We start from the raw sequence: 21,793 nt of genomic DNA on the forward strand, positions 1-21,793 counted from the left end.
GAGCCGTGTGATGGGAGACTATCACGCACGGTTCTGTGAGAGGTTCGGGGTGAAAATCCCCTTACCTACTCGACTTTATAGGGCTTAATAAGGCAGATATTTACTCGAATCAGCTACGGACTATGGACTAAATACTATGGACTATTGTTATGCTTATCTATGCAAAGAAACATCCAAAAGATCCATAGTATGGGTAATGAGTTTACCATCTCCCCAACCCTGGTGTCCAGGTACTACAGTTTCTACTTCTTTAAATTTGCTCTGTACTTTGAGCAATCCCTTTTTCCAAAGTTTGAGGTGGGCATCTTTGGTGTTGCCCAACTTGCGGGTGTCGGTGCTTTTAATGAATCCTCCTCCAAACAATACCTTTTGTCTGGTAAGGTATACCACAATATTGTCAGGCGTGTGCCCCCAACCAGGCGAGAAAATCTCAAGGTTATTATTTCCACAGTCAATTACCTGAGTTTTCTTTAATACAGGTTGTGGCGAAGGTAGCCCCGATTTTACGCTACGTTTGGCGGTAAGCTGGGTAGAAATCACTGGGATTTTTTCATCCAAAAAAGCCTGGATTCCTCCCGCACGACCATCACGGGCCTGGGTAATGATTACTTGTTTGATTGGCTTTTTAAGGTTGTTTTTTACCCAACCAATTATTTGCTTGGCTTGGTCGTCGTCCCAGGCAGTGTCAACGATCCATACTCCTTTGTTTGTTTTTACAATCAGGCCATTGGATGGAACCATAGTGTTGCCCATTTTTTTGTATGAGATATGCACATACACATTTTTTTCCAGTTTCTTTACTTTGATTTTTTGGGCATAGCAAGCATAACTTAGCAGGCTGAGTACTAATACAAAGCAAGTGGTTGTTAGTTTTGTCATTTTTGTTTGTTTTGGGTTTGAAAGCTCAAATTTCACTAAAAATGACCAGTATAGCTACCGTGATTGCTACTTATTTTGGCAATGTATGTTTATCCGAAACTTTGCCTCGAAACAATGGCGTAGGAGGGAACATAACTGGTGTATTAGGTTGAAATTTTATTTGGACAAAACGGTTTATTAATCAATAAAACACGCTAATATGCCAAGTAAACAAGCTTTATAGGTTGAATATTATACAATAATAAAAGATACTCTTTTCGCTTTAACTCTTTTTGTGACTATTTTGTTTTGTATTTTGCATTCGTTTTCTGGACCGACAACCTTGCCTTATCCTACTTTCGTACCTATGTTTTTACCCAAAAAATTACATCAGGATAAGTTTATCAACCCCCTGTTTTTCAGTCCCTTGCTTTATTTATGACCACAGTTGCCCTCTTTGGCAATGCTGTAATAATGGCTGGTAAAAAGAGGAATAGTGTATCATAATATTGAGATAGTATATTGATATATTAACTAATAAGGAGCTTACCTTTTATCGGATTTTGTCAAGCATAGTATCATTAATTAAAGCTTTTGCACGGTTTGCTGATACTATATTGATTTCAGATATAATTTTTTTGACAATCAAACAAAGTTATTCTTTATTGTGTTGCTTTTATAAAACAAACTCTTTATAATTGTACAAAGCATTTCGCTTTTCATCTCATAATGGAGAATATTAAGCATAACATATCGCCCCGATTTTATTATTATTGCCGATTTAGCTTCTGCTATTGGTGGCGTTAATTTATATTCTCTCATACACACATTGCCACCAGGCAGCCCATTCCGACCCGATTTTCTTTAAGAAATTCCTTATTACAATACTTGTATTTGTACACTGTTAGTTTTAAACAAAAAAACTAAACATATATATAAAACTCCTAAATTAATTTTCCTATGAAACTAGAATTAGATATTCACCCATTACAGAGCTGGATTCCGCATCAGGACAAGCCCTTGATTATTTCTGGTCCTTGTAGTGCCGAGTCTGAAGAACAGCTCGTAAACACTGCTAAACAATTGAAACCATTGGGTATCAACATATTAAGAGCTGGTGTGTGGAAACCACGCACGCGCCCCAATAGTTTTGAAGGCTACGGCGAACAAGCCCTAAAATGGTTGCAAACTGCCAAAAAAGAGGTGGAATTACCAGTAGCCATTGAGGTGGCCACTCCGCAGCACATAGAGTTAGCCCTTAAGCACGATGTTGATATTTTGTGGTTAGGTGCACGTACTACGGTAAACCCTTTTAATGTACAAGAGATAGCCGATGCCTTGAAAGGCGTAGATGTTCCGGTGATGATCAAAAACCCAATCAACCCCGATTTGGCGTTATGGATTGGAGCCATTGAGCGTATCTACAATGCAGGCATTCGCAAACTAGCCGTGATTCATAGAGGCTTCTCTACTTTCCAAAAATCAAAATACCGCAACGAACCTACCTGGCAAATACCCATTGAGTTAAAAACTATTTTGCCCAATATGCCCATCATTGGCGACCCTAGCCATATTGCCGGACGCAGAGACTTACTACAGGAAGTATCGCAAAAATCGCTGGATTTGAACTATGACGGGCTCATGATTGAATCTCATATTGATCCTGACAATGCTTTGAGTGATGCCAAACAGCAGGTAACACCCGATTCGCTCAGAAACATTTTAGGTGGTTTGCAAACCCGTATTTCCAGAGGCGAAAACCAAGATGCCGTGTTTTTGAATCAGCTGGAAGAGCTACGCAAGCAAATTGACAATGTAGACCGTGAGTTGATTGAGATTTTGAAGAGCCGAATGAATCTGGTAGAAAAAGCCTGCGAATACAAGCTACAGAACAATGTAACGATTTTTCAGGTAGAACGCTGGAACGACATTTTTAGAAGCCGCTCTGAGTGGGCACAAAAAATGAATCTAAAAGGAGACTTTATCTCTGAGATTTATAAACTCATTCACGTAGAGTCTATCCGTAGCCAAACCGAAGTAATGGTAAAGCGCGAAACAGTAGACAACTCTAAGTGAGCAAGAATAAAGGTTATTTTAAAAACTGATTGCATATAAGGGGGCTATCTTTACAATTGATTGTAAGGTAGCCTTTTTTACTTTAGAATGATGACATGATGGGAGGCATGAGAAAGACAAAAAAAACTCAGTAACCTTATGCCCTTGGGAATGAATAGTTACTGAGGATTGCTTGGTGTAATCGGCTACTATAACTGAATACCAATTACTGTAATATCATCTCGTTGGTCGGCATCTTGTTGATGCGCAATGAGTTTTTCGTGTAAGATTTGCTTTTGTGTTTCAAAAGGCAAATTATAATTTTCGTGTATGATATGTTTGAGGTATTTCTCGCCAAAACGCTTACGTCGTGGGTTGGGGTTATCTAAAATACCATCTGTTGTAAAATATATTTTTGTTCCTTTCTTGAGTCTTACTGGTTGGTTAGAGAATGTACGGTAGTTTTCGCGTTGCCATCCACCTATCGACTTTCTATCCCCTTTGATTACCTTCATTTCTCCGTCTTCTTCTATATAATAGATGTTTTGTTTGGCGGCTGAGAATATAATGTCAAATTCTCCATTAGGCAACTCTTCTATTCTTGCCATACTTACCACCATTCCGTCTCCGGTGTTGGCCTCTTTTTGGCGTAGTCGAGCCCTGATACCAATGTGCAAGTGTTCAAGAATTTTGCCTGGTTCCAATATCTTATGTTCGCTCAGGGTACGGTTCAAAATACTACTACCAATCATGGACATCAATGCACCTGGTACTCCATGACCAGTACAGTCAACAATGGCAAGGTAAATCATTTTGTCTGATACCTGGCGGAACCAGTAGAAATCGCCCGAAACAATGTCTTTGGGCATGTACAATACATAATAGTCAGCAAACGAAGTGTCCATTTCTTCTTTTTTAGGCAAAATGGCGGTCTGAATATTCTTTGCATAGTTGATACTATTGGTAATCAACTTATTTTTTACTTCAAGACTTTTACTTTTTTCTTGCAATGCCTCCTGGGTAGTTTGCAGCTCTTCCATGTTTTGCCTTAGCTCTTCCTCAGTGGTTTGCAGTTGGTTAATCGTATCTTTTAAGCCTTGTTCTTGTGCCTGTATTTTTTCATAAGCTTTTTTGAGTACCCGTTCGTTGGCAGCCATTTTCTTATTTTTGCGTTCAAGCTCATCTTTGGCGTCTTCCAGTATTTGCGATTGCTTCACAATTTCTTCGTTTTTCTTGCGAATTTCGCTTTCACTTTCTTTTACTTGCTCATACGCCAGTTTCAGTACTTTCTCGTTGGCGGCTAGTTTTTTGTTGGCACCTTCAATTTCTATTTGTTTACGCTCCATTGCCTCTTGAGTAGCTTTTAGCTCCTCCATATTTTGGCGTATTTCTTCTTCTTGGGCTTTAAGTTCTTCGTTTTTCTGTTTGATTTCCAGTTCACGGTCTCTGGCTTTTTTATAGGCTTTTTTGAGTACTTGTTCGTTTACTTCCAGTTTTTTCTTGGCTTTTTCAAGTTCTCGTTGTTTTTCGCTCATTGCCTCCTGAGTAGCCTGGAGCTCTTCCATATTCTGGCGCATTTCTTCTTCTTGTGCCAGCAGCATTTCTGTTTGTTCAGTTTTTTCTTCCAGCGATTTTTCTATCTGCTTCTTCTGTTCTTCTATCTGAGCTGTTTTGTTTTCTACCTCATCTTGTGCAGCAATGAGCTTCTGCATGTTTTTGTTCAACTCCTCTTCTCGCAGTTGTAGCTGTTTTTCCGACTCTCTGGACTTTTGAAGCAGGCTTTTGGTTTTATGATTCGACTTAACACTTGATATGGTGATGGCAATGGCCTCGGCAAGGTGTTCTACAAAAGTGACTTCAAAATCTTCAAAAACTTTAAAAGATGAAATCTCCAGCACTCCTTCTACAGTTTCTTGTATGGTCAAGGGTACAATTAGTACATTGTTAGGGGCAGCTTTACCAGTGATAGAGCCAATATAACCATAATCTTTAGGTATGTCTGAGATATGAATTGTTTTGCCCTGTCTGAACGCTTGTCCGGCGAGTCCGTGGTCAATTTTGATAGTTTGTTGGGTAGCGTCTTTATCTATGCCATAGTGAGCCAATAAGCTCAGTTCATCCTCTTTGTCTTCTGACAACATATACAGGGCACCCTGGTTGGCGCTCATGTACTCTACCACACCTATAATCACTTCATCTCCTACTTTCAGTAAGTCTTCTTGTGAACGCAGTACTTCCGAAAATTTAGCCAAACCGTCGCTCACCCAATTATTCCGATCCTGAATAGTGGCACTTCGCTGAAGGTTATCCCGCATTTTAATGAGGGTATTGCCTAATACAATGTCGGGTTTAAATTTGGTTTTTGCCGAGTAATCGCCTGTACCTACCTTGTCAGCAAAGTTTACCATTTGGCTAATGTTGATGGTAAGCTCATTAATTTCATGGGTAATTTCGCCAATCTCATCGTCCGATTTAGTTTCAATTATTTCAGGGATATTACCCTTCATCAACTGTTTTACATTATTGCGGAGCGTAGACAAACGATTCACGATTCTGCGGCTTGATATACCAACAATTAAAAACACTGTAATCAATATAAACGTGAGCCCTACCAACACCAGGTTAATACGTAAGCTACTGGTGACATTGAGTTGGCCTTTAGGTATTTTATAAAGCAGCACCAGGTAATTGTTAGCAGCGTCTTTATTGGGTACAATCTTACTTGAGGTATAAAGGTGACCATCGACAATTACAGGTTCGTTGTAATGAGTAGACAATAGCTTTTGTACCTGGTCAGGGGCTCTCTCCGAAATATTATGGGTAGGCATTTTCAAGTCTTTGCCCCATAATAAAGTATTGTTGGTATGGTATACGTAGTAGCCCTCAGAGGTAAGCAACGACAAGTTTGTATGAGATTTGTTTTTGATAACTTTATTGTCATTTTTTTCCCAGGCTCTTAAGTTTTCTAGCAAAAGGTTTAGGTCAAGGTCAACCACAATCATTCCTGATTTTTGGTCATTTTTGTCCATTACCGGAGTTGCATAAGTTAAGGTAGGTTGGCTAATATCGGGAGCTTGTTTGTGGTCTTTTTTTAGGTAAGGGGTTGTATGATAAAATTGCCCTTCCTGAAGTTGTCTGGTTTTCACAAAAAACTCTTCTCCTTTGCAGTTTTTCAATGCCTGACGTTCGGTGCTATTTGCGTTGCCGTTTTTGTAGTCTACCTTGATCAACTCTTGTCCGTTTTGATCTATAAAACGAATCTGGCTAAATACTTTTCGGGTGCGGGCAAGTTGTTGAAAAGTTTGAGTTAAAGTATGAAGCGATTCTGAAGTACCGCCTTTGGTGGTGGTATCAGCTGATAGTTTGTTCAATTGCGATAAGCGACTCAAGAATAATAAGTCGGTTTGGGCACTTTGAAAAAATTGCTCTACTTGGGTTGCTTCATTTTTAATTTCACTTTTAGATTTTCTTTTTGCCTGATCATATAAAGCATCAGTAGCGTATTTGTCAGATAAAATGACATAAGTAGCCACAGATAAGACCAATAGTACTATCACTGGCAGCGCTAACTTTATGCTTATATTTAGATTACGAAATAACTTTAGCATTGTAAAATGGATGACTCACAAAATAAGTTAATGAATTCTAAGAATTTAGTAAGGTACGATTGTTTCGTTGATAGGTTATGTAAAAAGTCGTGCCATAGTTGAAAATTTAATTTAGGAAATTACATAAGCAATAATAATCAATAAGATACATTTTGTTTTATAAAATAATAAATAAGCATCAGTTTTTTTCTGATGTTGTAGCTATACCAATAAGATTATGTGGTGACAAATTGGAAATAATAAAAAAACAAACTTTTGCAATGCTTTTGGTCAAAGGCTTCTAAATATACACTTATACAACATAAGTTCATTGTAGTGATAAACTTTATTTTTTCTTTATATGCTATTTATTATCAGATAGCTAATTAATAAAAATGCCTGAATGCAACCTAATAATTACAAAAGTTTTATTAAAATAAAAATTAAAAAAGATGAGTGAATTGTTACATTACCAAAAACTAAAACTCACTACGTAGAATGATTGTTTGACAAAATTGCAATGATAAAAAAGAGATTGAAAAGTTTTGGGTACGCAGGCAAGGGGATCAGGTTTTTTTTTGTGACCCAACCACATGCCAAAATACATACCGTGATGGCGCTCATAGCAATAGTATTGGGCATTGGGTTTGACATTGCCAGAACCGACTGGTTGGCAATTGTAGTAGCTATAGGATTAGTATTGGTAGCCGAAGCTACCAATACTGCTCTTGAAGAGTTGGTCAATTTTGTGTCTCCCGATTATCACAAGCAGGCAGGCATTGTAAAAGATATAGCCGCCGGAGCCGTATTGTTGGCTGCTATCACAGCTTTAGTAATAGGAGTGTTGGTATTTTTGCCCAAAATAGTCAAACTTATACAAATTTAGACGCTTTGGCAAGATCATCAGCCGTGTCTATCGACAAGGTACTCATCTTGCTAATGCCTACTTTGATACGATAGTGCTCCAGCCAACGTACTTGCTCTAGTCCTTCGGCTATTTCAAGGGCTGACATAGGCAACTGCGATATATTGGCCAATATGTTGGTTTTAAAACCATAAATTCCCAGGTTTTTATAATAGGGATGTAGTTTTAGCCATTGAGGTTGAATCTTATCCTTATAATAAGGAATAGGGCTTCGGCTGATATACATTGCCTCAAAAGTTTTGGCATTAAATACTACCTTTGCTTCCTTGTGGTCAAACAACTCGTCATAGTCTTCAATTCGACTTACCAAAGTTCCAATCTCGGTTTTAGGATCATTGAACAAGCGCGCCAATTCATCTATTTGGTCTGGGTTGATAAATGGCTCATCTCCCTGAATATTGATACACACATCGTATTCTTTTTGAAACCTGAGCGCAACCTCAGCACATCGGTCGGTGCCTGTAGGGTGGTTGAGTGAGGTCATAATGGCCTCACCGCCAAAATCTTTTACGTGTGTAAAGATTCGCTCATCATCGGTGGCTACTATTACCTTGTCAAGTTTTTGTGCTTTGCTTGCTTGCTCAAAAACCCTTTGTACCATTGTTTTGCCGCCTATATCTATCAAAGCCTTGCCACGCAGACGTTGCGATCCATAGCGGGAAGGAATAATTCCTAGTATTTTTGTCATGTAAAACTATTATTTTTGATCTTTTTAAAAAATGGATAAACCCTGTTTGTTGGTTTTGTAAGTAGTTAAAAATCAATGTTCTACGAAATCGTTAGTAACTTTTCAAGCAACTATATACTTGTTACTTGTAACCAAAAAGCTTGAGGCTGCTTACCTACATCAGTCCGTTGGCAGTCCATCCCCCGTCTACGTTAATATCTTGTCCGGTGATGTATACCGAAGCATCAGACGCTAGAAATATGGCAGCCCCGGCCAGGTCTTCAGGGGTTCCCCAACGCTTGATCATCATGTGGGCTTCGCGGGCTTTACGTTTTTCGGGGTCATTAAAGCTACCAATCGTCATTTCTGTTTTGATGTATCCAGGGGCTATATTGTTGGCTCTTACTCCATACTTACCCAAGTCACGGGCAAAAGCTTTGGTCATTAAACGAATACCTCCTTTAGACGCTACATACGCTGGGTTGGCAGGAAACCCCAGGCTTGCACCTAAACTACTAATGCTGATAATACTACCTCGTTCCATTTTTTTCATGTGTTCGGCTGCTTCTCTGGTCCAGCCAAAGGCAGCTGTAAGGTTTACCTCAATGGTTTTGTCCCAGGCATCGCGTGGGTACTTGCCTTCTTCTACATGGGTAACTCCGGCATTGTTTACCAAAATAGGTGTCTTTTCGCAATTGGCGTAAGCCTTGGCGCACACCTCTTCCTGAAGTTTTTCGTCGGTTACATCACCCACTATTTGATGGAAACCTTCTGCTTCTACGTTCTCTTTATGTTGTAAATCTATGCTGTATATTTCAGCACCAAATTTGTGTAATCCTTTAGCTATTCCGAAACCATTACCTCGACCAGCACCAGTTACAATGGCAACACAACCTTTTAAACTAAATAAGTCTTGCATATTTCTATGGGTATGTCTGATTTGTTGTAAAAATGGCAATTACGTGAATTTCAAATTCTTTTGCTTGTATGATTCGCACAAAATTATCTAAAGTATTCGTGTATAGGCTTTTTTGGGCTGTTATACATATCAATAGCTGTTTATTCATTGCAGGTTTTGCTCCATTATGGGCGCAAAGTGAAGAGACTTACGATGTGGCTCATCGCTATAGTGTGGCAGAGCTCAAAGAAGATTTTAAGTTGGTGCGTAAAGTATTGCAACAAGCCCATCCTGGGGTGTATTGGTATACCAAACCTGAGGTTTTTAAGCAAAAATTTGACAGTGCATATCTTCAGCTCAACCGGGCAATGACCGAAGTAGAGTTTTATCGTTTTCTTTCGCCTTTGGTTGCCCTTGCCAACTGTGGCCATACTGTACTCGACCCTTCTGAGGAATACCAAAATCAAGGCAAACGCTTTCCACTAGATATTAAGTTTGTAAACGATAAAGTATATTTATTGCATAACTATAGCGAAGACTCTACTTTGCAGATGGGGTCGGAGTTATTGGAGATTGAAGGACAGCCCATCAAAAAAATTGTAGCGAAACTACTGCCTACAATTAGCTCTGATGCAAACAACGAAATATTTAAGTATGGAACTCTGGAAGAAGATTTTCAAAACTATTATGACCTGTTTATTGGCAAGCCAGATACTTTTTTACTAAAGTGTCGTTCGCCACAAGGCAAAATATTTACCACCAAAGTGGCCGCTTCTGACGACCCCATGCTGAAACGCTATCACAAACGCTCAGCCATAGAGGTTGGAACTTACCCACTGCGTTACAAAGAAATAGACTCGTTGAGTACTGCTGTAATGAAAATCACCTCATTTTATCCTACCGAAATCAAAGAAGGTGGGCAACGTTTTTCGCGCTACCTCAGGCGTAGTTTTAAGAAAATACACCGCCACAAAATTCAAAACCTCATCATAGACTTAAGAAACAATGCTGGTGGAGAAATGCTGTATGCCAACGGTTTGTTTGCCTACTTGTATGGCGAGCCTTACATGTTTCTTGACCGTATAGAGGTAGCCACCAATAAGCCGTTAGATTTTTTGAAGTATACCAATTGGGATAAGATTGATATTCATGATACCAAATACCTGGAAGAGCAAGCGCAAGACTCAACAATAAAAAAAGACGGGGTAAATTATGTAGTAAAGACCAATTATTATGATTTTCTAGAGATTCAGTATCCACGACGCAAGCGGGTGTTTAAAGGCAATGTGTATGTATTGATGAACCGCAAAAGCTATTCGGCTACCTGTCTGTTTGCGTCATTGTTGTACTCTACCGAGCGGGCTACCTTTATAGGCGAAGAAGCCGGAGGAGGCGCGCAAGGCTTGAACGGGGGTACATTTTTGGATGTAACCTTGCCTCACACTTACCTCAATCTGGTAGTACCTTTGGAAAAATGGGTAAAGATTCCTCAAAACTATCCTCACCTAAACCGAGGAATTATTCCGCATTATGTGGTGCAGCCTTCTATCATGGAGAGGGTAAACAAAGAAGACAAGGTGATGGAGTTTACCTTGCAAAAAATAGCCAAAAGCCCAAAAAAATAGGAGGAGTAGATTTACACGATTGGTTTTTAGCAAAAAAAAGAAGCCTTAAGACAACTTTTTTGCTCTTAAACCTGTCAGGACATAGTATAAAGGTATACTTTATATACTCGACTTTTTGAAACAAAACTTTATCTGACAATTATACTAAGTTTTCAAGCCCATCATCAACGCTTACCTTTTACACACAAAGCAAATAAACACCTATAACTTTTATAAAAACATCCTTGGGAAAAGACTGTCTGTAATTGAGTTGTTTCTTTGAATATCAAACTAAAACAGCAAAATCGCTACAGAAAAGTACATGTAAAAGAGTACAAAATGAGTAAAAAACCCTTTTATAAGTTATAGGAACAGACTATTTCCTTACAAACATACAACCTTAATAAACACACATTGGGAGTGTTGGCTCACTTGCACAAGTCCCATTTACAACACTGGAAAAATAATTACGAATGAATGTCATGTTTAGAATAATACCGAAAATTAAGCCATTTACTTTACGTGTTATACTCTCGCTTACACTAATCATCACCACGTTGGGAGTTTGGGCACAGCCTACCTTCAATAGTGCCGAAATACAAGCCAATTTTCCTGGTTGGGTATTGGTCACATTTAATACCAGTGACAACATGACCAGCAATGATGGAGGCACTGGTTTTACAATTAGAGTAAATAGCGTTACCGCTACAATTGCTCAATTTGAGTATACAGGATTAGCTGGTGTGCCTACTAATCAATTATGGTTTAGGTTGTCTTCTCCAGTGAAGTTTGGACAAACTGTTACCATTGAATACGATGACTCTGGCGATACAAGAGAAAACACCTCAGGAAATCAATTAGCCGCTTTTGCTGCACAGGCGGTTACCAACAATGTCACTGCCGTTACCTTAGCGCCCCTCCACAGCACCACCAATGTAAACCCCAATGCTAACTTTACCCTCAATTTTGGTGGCACCAATGTGCAGGCCAATACTGGTAATATTACCATTCGCCCATTGAGCCCGGCAGGTACTGATATCACCATTCCGGTAGGAGATGCCCAAGTAAGTATTGTAAACGATGTGGTCACTATTAACCCTACTGCAGACCTGAACCCAGGTACTCAATACGAAATATTCTTTGTCGATGATGTGTTTCGCACCACTTCCAATAGTGCATTGGCAGGCATTGCACCTGGCAATTGGCAGTTTACTACTGGTGGGGCCACTATTACAGGTTTTTCACCAATAGATGGAGCAACAGGAATTGATGTGTTTTCAAACCTTCAGGTCACTTTTTCGGACAATGTGACTGCCAACACAGGTAACATTGTGATTAGAAACACCACCGATGGAGTAGATGAGCACACCATTAGCATTACCGACGGCACCCAAATAAGCATTACCAATAATGTATTGACGATTGACCCTGCTACTGACCTAAACCCAAGCAAAGATTATGAAGTGACCATGACAGCAGGTACATTGCTCAAATCTGCTGATGGAATGAACGCCGCTGGCATTGCTGTAACTGACTGGAACTTTACTACTGCTGCATTGCCTGCCTTTGCTACTACCACATTTAACCCAGTAGATGGCGCTACCGATGTGGCAAAAAATGCTAACATTACGATTACCTACAATGCTTCTATAGTAGCCAACACGGGTAACATTGTCATTAGAAACACGACCGATGGGGTAGATGAGCATACCATTAGCATTACCGACGGCACCCAGGTAAGCATTACCAATAATGTATTGACGATTGACCCTGCCACTGACCTCAACGCCAATAAAGATTATGAAGTAACTATGGTTGCCGATGTGGTACGCCGTGCTTCTGATAATACGGCGGCTCCTGCCTTGGCAAGTGGAGATTTGAATTTTGGTACAGCCATTACCATTGTAAGCATTAGCCCAACCAATGGAAGTACTAATATAGCTACCAATGCTTCTTTTGTAATCACCTTTGACGCAGATGTAACGGCGGGTACGGGCAATATCAGGTTAGCCGACCTCACCAATGGTGGCACCACCAATATCAATGTAAGTGCATTGGCATTTGCCGGAAACACCGTGACCATTACCCCTACCTTAAACCCTAATACCCAATATGAGCTACGTTGGGCAGCAGGTAGAATCAATGCGAGTGGAGGGGCTGGGTCTACAGTGCCAGTGGTATCTACGGGTGAGTGGGTTTTTACTACAGTATCAGGTATAAGCCCCAATACATTGAACCCAACCAATGGGGCAATAAACATAACCCCTGGAGCTACCAACCTGAGCCTTACCTATTCGGCAACTGTACAAGCAGGCACGGGCAACATTGTATTGACTAATTTGACTGATGGAAGTTTTGAAAATATCGATGTAACAGGAGGTAATGTAAGTATTGCTGGCGCCACTGTGACCATTACCCCTCCTAGTGGACTTACTGCTAACAAACTGTACGAAGTAACGATTCCGGCAGGAGGGTTTGTGGCCGCCACGGGTGCCAATGCTCCAGTACCTGCCCTTATTGCGGGCAACTGGAGGTTTACTACCAGTTCGGCAATCAGCATAAACACGTTGACTCCTACGCATAACGGCATCAATGTAGCTACGGTGGCAAATTTGGTCATTGATTTTTCGGGCAATGTGCAGGCAGGTACAGGTAATATTGTAGTAACCCCAATTACTCCAGCAGGAGCCGCACAAAACTTTGATGTGAATACATTGGTGACCATTGCCGGGGCAAAAGTTACGGTACCCAATGTAAGCTTAAATGCGAATACGCTGTACGAGGTAACTTTTGTGAATGGCGTATTGAAAGATGCTACTGCCCCCAACAGTGATGTGACAGGCGTTACTACAGGCAATTGGCGTTTTACTACTACCTCGGGCATTACGGGTACCCCTACTACGCCTGCTGACAATGCCAATAATGTAGCGTTGAATACGAACCCTTTGATTACCTACTCGGCTGACATTCAGAAAAATACTACAGGTAATGTCACCATTACCCCAATTAACCCAGCAGGTGCCGCTACTGTTCTCCCAATCACCGATGGAAGCATTACTGTACAAAATGGCAATGAATTGTTGATCACCTTGCCTGATTTTAACCCCAACACCGAGTACCAAATCACTGTTGATGATGGAGCGCTCAAGGCGGCCACTCAGGCACAAGCCGAAATAAATGGAGTCACGGCTGGCAATTGGACATTTACCACTGTAGGTGGGGTAAGTATTACTTCCCCTACAGTAAACGCCTGTGTGGGAGGTGGTTTTGTCGACATTGATCCTATTGTAATCACTGAGGGATCAGCTTCTTCGTTTGCTACGGGCGCTACCCAAACTTTGGTTTTAACGGTGCCTTCTAACTATACAATGCAGGGAGGTACAGGATCGGTGATTGTAACTGGGGCAGAAATAAGTAATTCCAGTATAAGCGTGACTGCCAACCTCATTACGGTACAATATGATATAACAGGAGGTACCAACATCAACTCAATTGTGATCAGTGGGCTTAAGATAAGAGCCGACAATGCCGGAGCGGGCAATATCACCAATAACGGAACAGGGTCGGCAGTGCAACAAGGCAATAGTAACGGAACAATACATGCGGTATTAAACTCTCCAAACCGTCCTACGGCTCCTACCTTAAGCAATACGGCGTTTACTTTTTGCCAAAATACCAATATCAATGCCCAAACAGTGACGGCAATTGGAGGAGGCACCTATACCTGGTACGACAATGCCGCTTTGGCCAATGTGTTGTACACAGGAGCCACGCCAAATTTAGTAAGTAACCTGGGCGCATCAAGTGCGAATGTGGGCACTACTACCTATTATGTTACGCGTAGTGATGGTACCTGTGAAAGTGCGTCTGCTACAGTCACTGTTACGATTGATACTAAGCCTGTAGCATCGTTGGTAAGTAGCGATGCTGACAATGTAATATGCGAAGGCGAAACGGTCACTTTTACTGCTATATCAACCCCTAGTGCCGGGGCTAATTATATCTTTAGGAATGGAACAACTGTTTTACAAAATTCAGGAAGCAATACTTATTCAAGCAATACGTTTACCTCTGGAAACATTACAGTAGAGGTAACAGTCAATGGTTGTACGACTACTTCTGCTGCCATTGCTCTTACTGTCAATGGGTTGCCAGATGTAGGATACATTGAATCTATCAATAGTAGTTTTCCTAATAATCAAACAGCGGCCGTGCCTTTAAGCGATGGCGATGAAACTACGCCTACTTATGGTGGCACAGTAGGAGGAAACATCGTAGCCACTACAGTGGGTACCTACTCAGGGCCGGGCGTAGTAGGCACTAATTTTTACCCTGATGTAGCGGGTGACGGTGACCATTTGATTACTTATACCTATACAGACCCTGCTACAGGATGCTCCAATAGTACCACTTTTACCTACAATGTGTTTAACCCTAATGGCGCTATAGTAGGCTTGAACACCTCTTACTGTATGGGTGATGCCCAAACTGGCAACCTGACCCCTAGCCCCAACACTTCTATTTTTCCGAACCAGATAAAGAAGAAAGTTAAACTCGGGTTCATATCTGTTAACATTACTTATGAGAAAACAACCTCTTTTACTGTTCAAGGTACAGGTGTTGTAGGTAGTGGTCCTTACCGATTTAACCCTGTTACATTAGGCAGTTATGATATTACTATAAAAGTACGTTATAACCGTAGTTCAGGATCTCCGTCTGTGGGGAGCTCGTATATTGAGAAAGAGGTTCGGGTAGGGGTGACCGTTTCGCTCTTGCCCACCTTAGTACTTGGAGGGTTGGCAAGCCAGTATTGTACAGACGTAGCTTCAGTAAATCTTGACTTACGGGCCAATGGTAATAGTGTATCTAGTGGGTTTACAGTAAAATATAAGAAAAACGGCAGTGCTACCGTCAACTCTTTTGCTGCCAATGTAAAAAACTTTAACCCTGCTACTTTGGGAGCAGGCAACTACGAAATCTTTTTTGATTATACCGACCCTTCTACGGGTTGTTCTAACACTTCGTCCTCCTCATTTTTTAACATTTATGATGTGCCCGTTCCTTCGTTTGCCTTTCCGGCCAGTGACAATACCCATTGTGTAGATGTAACCAGTCTGGCAATGGTACCAAGAGATGGAGGAACCATCATTACGGGTGCTAACCTGGGCGGATTAATATTTGAAATACAAAAAAACCAAACTGGAGCTTATGCTCAGCTAGGAGCTGGTGTAACCAATATTAACCCTTCGGTTTACGGAGTGGGAGATCATAATGTAAGAATGAAGTATACCAATAGCAATGGATGTACAGTGACTACCGGCGATCAAGTACTTACTGTATACGCCCTGCCTGTGCCTAATTTTACTGTGGGAGGCAGCGGTAGTTATTGTGTAGACGTAACTTCTGTTACTATGGTGCCACGCGATGGAGGGGTGAACATTGTGGGAGCAAATCTGAACAATGTAATATTTGCTATAGATCAAAACTCTACAGGAGCATTTGCAAATCAAACTGCGGGTGATGTCACCTTTGACCCTAGTGCGTTGGGAGTAGGTACCCATCAAATCCGTTTTACTTATACCAATGGCAATGGGTGTGTAGCAACTTCAGCTCCTACTACTATTACTGTTCTGCCTTTACCTGACCCCAACTTTGCTGAGTCTAACCTGGTGTATTGTGCCGATGTAACCAGTGCTACATTGACCTTGAGAGATGGAACCAATAACTTGATTACGACCCAATTAAATAACGCGAATATAGAAATTGATAAAAACTCCTCAGGTGCTTTTGCTCCACCACCGCCCGGAAGCATTACCAAAAATATACCTGCTTCGAGTGTCACACTTAATCCCCAGTTATTAGGAGCTTCTTTGGCGGGCAATCCACACCTGATTCGCTTTACTTATACCGATGGCAACAGTTGTCAGAAAACTTCTGCTACATTAAGTGTCACGGTCAATGCTTTGCCTGCGCCTAACTTTACATTGGCAAGCGGGTCGGCCCCTTTTATATACTGTGTAGATGCTACCCAGCAAGAGCTGGTGATACGCGATGCAACGGCTACATTGAGTGCAGCAGAGCTTGCCAATGCAGTGTTTGAAATAGATAAAGGAGCTGGCTATACAGCTAACAATGGGGAAGTAAATGTTGATTTGACCAATGGCAAAGCTTATATAGTGCCCAGTATATTAGGGGTTTCTGCGGGTACTCCTCACAAAATACGGTTTACTTATACCAAAGCCAATGGGTGTAAGCTTACCTCTACTCACTTAAATATTACGGTTAACCCCTTACCTCAACCCAATATTACTGGGGTAGTTTCGGCGGGCTATTGTGTAGATTTGACTACGGCTACTATCAACTTACGGGACAATTTAACTGCCTTGACTGCGGCTCAGTTGAGCGGAGGCAGGGTCACTTTTGAGGTCAAAAAGAATTCTGGTAGTTTTGCCGCCCCCACCAACGGAGAAGTAAGCATTGCTGGAGCAGCGGTATCTATTCACCCTGATAAAATAGGCGTAGGAAATCACGAATTGCGTTTTACTTATACTGATGACAATACTTGTGTGCAAACCTCAACTGCGGTAGCAGTAGTTGTACACGCTTTGCCTGATCCTAACTTTACGGGGCTAAGTGCCCAATATTGTGTAGACAATGGCACAGTAACTTTTGTACCCAGAAACGGAACCACGGTGATCAATGCCTTGGGTAATGTTACTTACGCTATGAACACCAATGGGGGCGGTTGGGTAAACAACCCTGGTGCCATCAATGTAAATGTGGGTGCCAACACGGTCACCTTTAACCCGGCAACCGCTGGTGCGGGTACTCACCTCATCCGCTTTACTTATACCGATGGCAATGGTTGTGTGCAAACCTCTACCCCCGAAACTACTGTAATTCACGCCTTGCCCCAGCCTAACTTTACCATTGCGGGCAATGTTACTACTTATTGTATAGATGCTGTCAGCCCCTTGCTTACACTCAGAGACAACACAACCACCCTTACCGCTGCCCAGTTAAACAATGTGACCTTTCAGGTGGACAAGGGGCAAACAGGTACTTATGTAGCCAATAGTGGAGAAATAAGTGTGGATGTAGCCAACAATCAGGTGTTGCTTAATCCGGCAGTGTTGGGCGTGGGTATCCACAACATTCGTTACGTTTATACCGATGGCAATACTTGTGTGCAAACTTCGGCATTTATGGCTATTACTATTAATCCCTTGCCCCAGCCCAACATTACGGGGGTAGTGACTACTGGCTATTGTGTAGATTTGACTACGGCTACTATCAACTTACGAGACAATTTAACTGCCTTGACCGCGGCTCAGTTGAGCGGAGGCAGGGTCACTTTTGAGGTCAAAAAGAATTCTGGTAGTTTTGCTGCCCCCACCAACGGAGAAGTAAGCATTGCTGGAGCAGCGGTATCTATTCACCCTGATAAAATAGGCGTAGGAAATCACGAATTGCGCTTTACTTATACTGATGACAATACTTGTGTGCAAACCTCAACTGCGGTAGCAGTAGTTGTACATGCTTTGCCTGATCCTAACTTTACGGGGCTAAGTGCCCAATATTGTGTAGACAATGGCACGGTAACTTTTGTACCCAGAAACGGAACCACGGTGATCAATGCCTTGGGTAATGTTACTTACGCTATGAACACCAATGGGGGCGGTTGGGTAAACAACCCTGGTTCTATCAATGTAAATGTGGGTGCCAACACGGTCACCTTTAACCCGGCAACCGCTGGTGCGGGTACTCACCTCATCCGCTTTACTTATACCGATGGCAATGGTTGTGTGCAAACCTCTACCCCCGAAACTACTGTAATTCACGCGTTGCCTCAGCCTAATTTTACCATTGCGGGTAATGTCACAGCATATTGCCGCGATGCAGCCAGCCCAGCACTTACCCTGACTGATGCTACCACTGGCACAACATTGAACAATAATGCTGGAGGAGAGTTAGGCCGAGTGGTTTTTCAGATTGACAAAGGGCAAACAGGTACTTATGCCAACAATAATGGAGAAATAAGTATTTTGCCTGCTACCAACCAAGTGCTGCTTAACCCGGCGGTATTGGGCGTAGGTGTTCATGATATTCGCTATGTATACACCAATGCCAATACTTGCGTGGCTACTTCTAATACGTTGACAATCACTATCCATGAATTGCCTTCGCCAGTAATCAATGGCATAGATGCTACGGGTTATTGTGAAAGTGAAACATCGGCTACACTGACCCTAAAAGATGGAAGTACCGATATTAATATAAGTGCTATCAATGTGGTGTTTACGGTAGACTTGAACCAATCGGGCACGTTTACGACGCCACCTGCCGGAAGCATTACCCCTCACATTGGCAGCAACACTGTAACACTCAACCCAAGCCTGATTCCGGTAGGTGTTCATAAAATAAAGTATACTTATACCGATGGCAACAGTTGTGTGGCTACCTCAAGCACACTTGTTACTTTTGAGATACTTAAACTGCCTACCCTTACTTTTACTGGACTGGACGCCACTTATTGTAATGATATAAACTCGGTACAACTAAGGGCATTTAACAATGGAACTGTGTTGGCACCACCCAGTGGGGCTTTTAAAATAAGCACCGATAATGTCAACTTTTCGGCCAACTCAGCTATTGACCCTAATACTCATATTTTAGATCCCACCAAACTTACGCCTGGGGTTTACTGGGTTCGCTATGATTATACCGATGGTTTGGCTTGTGCTAACATCTCTGGATCGCAACAGTTTGAAGTATTTTTCTCTCCCAGTGACTTGGACTTTACCTTCAACAACACCTGCTTTGGCGACAATGTAACATTCAACGCCACTGCTACAGGCATTACTACGGGTTGGAAGTGGGAATGGACATTTGGTGATGGAGGAACTTCTAACGTTCAAAACCCTAGCCATAAATACCCTACTTTTGCTGGTTTTCAGGTAACCCTGACTGCCACCAACCAACATGGCTGTCAGTTTACTATTACCAAAACTGTAACAGTGACACCAGTACCTACGGCTGACTTTGGCTCGGCTGGTTTCTGTTTGGGAGGCACTACCCAATTTACCGATCAGTCTACAGTGTCACAACCAGGCAATATTGTAAAATGGAATTGGGATTTTGGCGATGGCACCACCTCTACTTTACAAAACCCTACCCATATGTATGCTGCGGCAGGTACTTATGTGGTTACTTTAAGAGTGGAAACTCAGGGTAGCATAAGTAATTGTGTTGATCAAATCACCAAAACAGTATATATTTTCCCTTATGTAACAGTGTCTAATACCCAAAACTATTTTGAGACTTTTGACGCCAACAATGGGGGCTGGATTCCTGCCGGAACTAATTCAAGCTGGCAACACGGTACACCTTCGGGTAGCACTTTTGACGCCACCAGTAGTGGGGTTTGGGCTACCAACCTGAGTGGAGCTTATAACAACAATGAAGTGTCTTATGTAGAAAGTCCTTGTTTTAATATTGATCAGATGTTGCGTCCGGTGATCAATTTCAGGTATTGGGTTAATACAGATGTTAATTTTGATGGAGCGGTGCTACTTGCTACGCTTGACGATGGCGTAACCTGGGAAGTGGTAGGCAAAGTAGGGTCGGGCATTGCCTGGTACAATAAAACAGGAATTTTGGGCAACCCTGGTACACAAAGTGCTGCCCAGCCAAGCTGGAATGGTAATATTATAGGTTGGGCAGGTGATACTGATACTACCTGGAATGTGGCTAAGTTTCCTTTGGATGAATTAAAAGCCCGCCTAGACGCCAGTGCTACTGATAATTTAAAAACGATTCGTTTCCGCATAGCTTTTGGGAGCGACGCCAGTAACCCTATTGGTTCTAATTTGGATGGCTTTGCTTTTGACAATGTGTTGATTGGAGAAAGAAACCGGGTAGCTTTGTTAGAACACTTCACCAATAGCTCTAACGCTGCTGCCAATACCGAAAATGACTTTATCAACACTTTTACTGAGGGACGCACCCCCGAAGTGGTCAATATTCAGTACCACACCAAGTTTCCGGGCGATGATCCATTGAATAATGACAATAACGCCGCACCTAGTGCACGTGCGTTGTATTATGGAGTGGCAGTTACTCCAAGAACCGCATTGGATGGCTCTACCCGTGACTCGGTATTTTCGTTATATGGACAAGATGACTACAGTCGCCGTACTTTAGAGGCTGCTCCATTTAGTATTAACCTTGACTTTAGTGGTAGCACTCCTACTACTTTAAATGTAAAGGCTACTGTAAATGCGCTCAATACTGTAGAGCGTCCATTGATTGTACAAGTGGCAGTTATAGAAAGAGAAATTGCAGGTGTAGGAAGCACTGGGTTGGTATTTAAAAATGTGGTGAAGAAAATGTTGCCAAGTGCTGCAGGTACCTTGATAGATTGGACTGCAGGCAAAACCAGCGAAGTGATTACCCAAAGCTGGGAACTTGTCAATGTGTACGATAACAAACAACTAGGAGTAGTAGTGTTTGTGCAAGACGATGAAACGAAGGAAGTGTATCAGGCTGCCATTGGCGATCCCTCAAGTTTGCTCAGAACCAATGGTAGCAACCAAAGCAATGACGACAAGCAAGTCACTGGTATTGCCGATAATCAAAAACACGACTTTGTGGTATACCCCAACCCAGCTGTTACACAGGTATATGTAGGGTATAAATCATTGAGTTTTACCGAAAACACCCCTTACATAGTCTATGATCAACTGGGCAAAGTAGTAGCTTCGGGCACTGTAGCACAAGGCAAACAGGGAGTAGTGATTGATACTCGCCAATGGTCAGAAGGGGTATATTATGTAGAACTGACTTCGTCTGATGGTAGCTCCTTGAAAAGTAAACTGGTAAAACATTAAATTTACTTTCTAACCAATAAAAAAGCCCTTGTCGTTTCAAAGACAAGGGCTTTTTTATTGGTGTTTACACAAATTGGTGATTGCTAAAATCCAAAAAGGTGGCCTACGCTTTAGCTAAATTTTAGTAGATTAGCATAAAATTATATTACACAAGTAAAACGGAAAAAATAAAGTATTCCAAGAGAACAAAGTATTTTGTGGGTGGGCGATGAAAAAAATCTTTGCATAGCCAAAGCTATGGAACTATTTTTTGAAGAAGCCCATCCGCCAAAGACACTGTTTTGTGGAGTAGGTTATTTTTGTAGTTTTA

General features: G+C 41.7%; 8 protein-coding genes. 4 read left to right on the forward strand and 4 right to left on the reverse strand.

Going from position 1 to position 21,793, the window contains the following annotated elements; translation table 11 throughout:
• Positions 1-153: 153 nt before the first annotated feature.
• Positions 154-879, reverse strand: coding sequence for a subclass B1 metallo-beta-lactamase (bla, locus tag Q0954_RS01565; protein WP_299452726.1), 726 nt, complete (start codon positions 877-879; stop codon positions 154-156).
• 939 nt (positions 880-1,818) lie between these two features.
• On the opposite strand from bla, the gene Q0954_RS01570 reads away from it, so the two are divergent.
• Entirely contained in the window at positions 1,819-2,934 is a 1,116-nt protein-coding gene (locus Q0954_RS01570) for a bifunctional 3-deoxy-7-phosphoheptulonate synthase/chorismate mutase type II (protein ID WP_004156191.1), read from the forward strand.
• 188 nt (positions 2,935-3,122) lie between these two features.
• On the opposite strand, the gene Q0954_RS01575 is transcribed toward Q0954_RS01570, so the two are convergent.
• On the reverse strand, positions 3,123-6,521 hold the full coding sequence (locus tag Q0954_RS01575; protein ID WP_299452730.1) for a SpoIIE family protein phosphatase: 3,399 nt from the start codon (positions 6,519-6,521) through the stop codon (positions 3,123-3,125).
• A gap of 499 nt (positions 6,522-7,020) precedes the next feature.
• Here Q0954_RS01575 and Q0954_RS01580 point away from each other — a divergent pair, with 499 nt between their 5' ends.
• Positions 7,021-7,386, forward strand: a complete 366-nt coding sequence (locus Q0954_RS01580) for a diacylglycerol kinase family protein (RefSeq protein WP_299452732.1) — start codon at positions 7,021-7,023, stop codon at positions 7,384-7,386.
• Here Q0954_RS01580 and kdsB read toward each other — a convergent pair.
• Positions 7,373-8,113 carry a 3-deoxy-manno-octulosonate cytidylyltransferase gene (kdsB, locus tag Q0954_RS01585; RefSeq protein WP_299452734.1) on the reverse strand — a complete coding sequence of 247 codons (741 nt, stop codon included), beginning with the start codon at positions 8,111-8,113 and terminating at the stop codon, positions 7,373-7,375. The two genes, Q0954_RS01580 and kdsB, sit on opposite strands and share 14 nt — an antisense overlap.
• 154 nt (positions 8,114-8,267) lie before the next feature.
• Complete coding sequence (locus Q0954_RS01590; RefSeq protein WP_004156199.1) at positions 8,268-9,011, reverse strand: SDR family oxidoreductase; 744 nt, start codon at positions 9,009-9,011, stop codon at positions 8,268-8,270.
• A gap of 68 nt (positions 9,012-9,079) precedes the next feature.
• Between Q0954_RS01590 and Q0954_RS01595 the strand changes: the two genes are divergently transcribed.
• The gene (locus tag Q0954_RS01595; protein WP_299452739.1) at positions 9,080-10,615 is read left to right on the forward strand and encodes a S41 family peptidase; all 1,536 of its coding nucleotides are present in this window, start codon (positions 9,080-9,082) and stop codon (positions 10,613-10,615) included.
• Positions 10,616-11,076: 461 nt separating this feature from the next.
• Entirely contained in the window at positions 11,077-21,483 is a 10,407-nt protein-coding gene (locus Q0954_RS01600; RefSeq protein ID WP_299452742.1) for an Ig-like domain-containing protein, read from the forward strand.
• The last annotated feature ends 310 nt before the right edge of the window (positions 21,484-21,793 follow it).

The organism is uncultured Microscilla sp., assembly GCF_947493425.1.
Classification (GTDB): domain Bacteria; phylum Bacteroidota; class Bacteroidia; order Cytophagales; family Microscillaceae; genus Microscilla.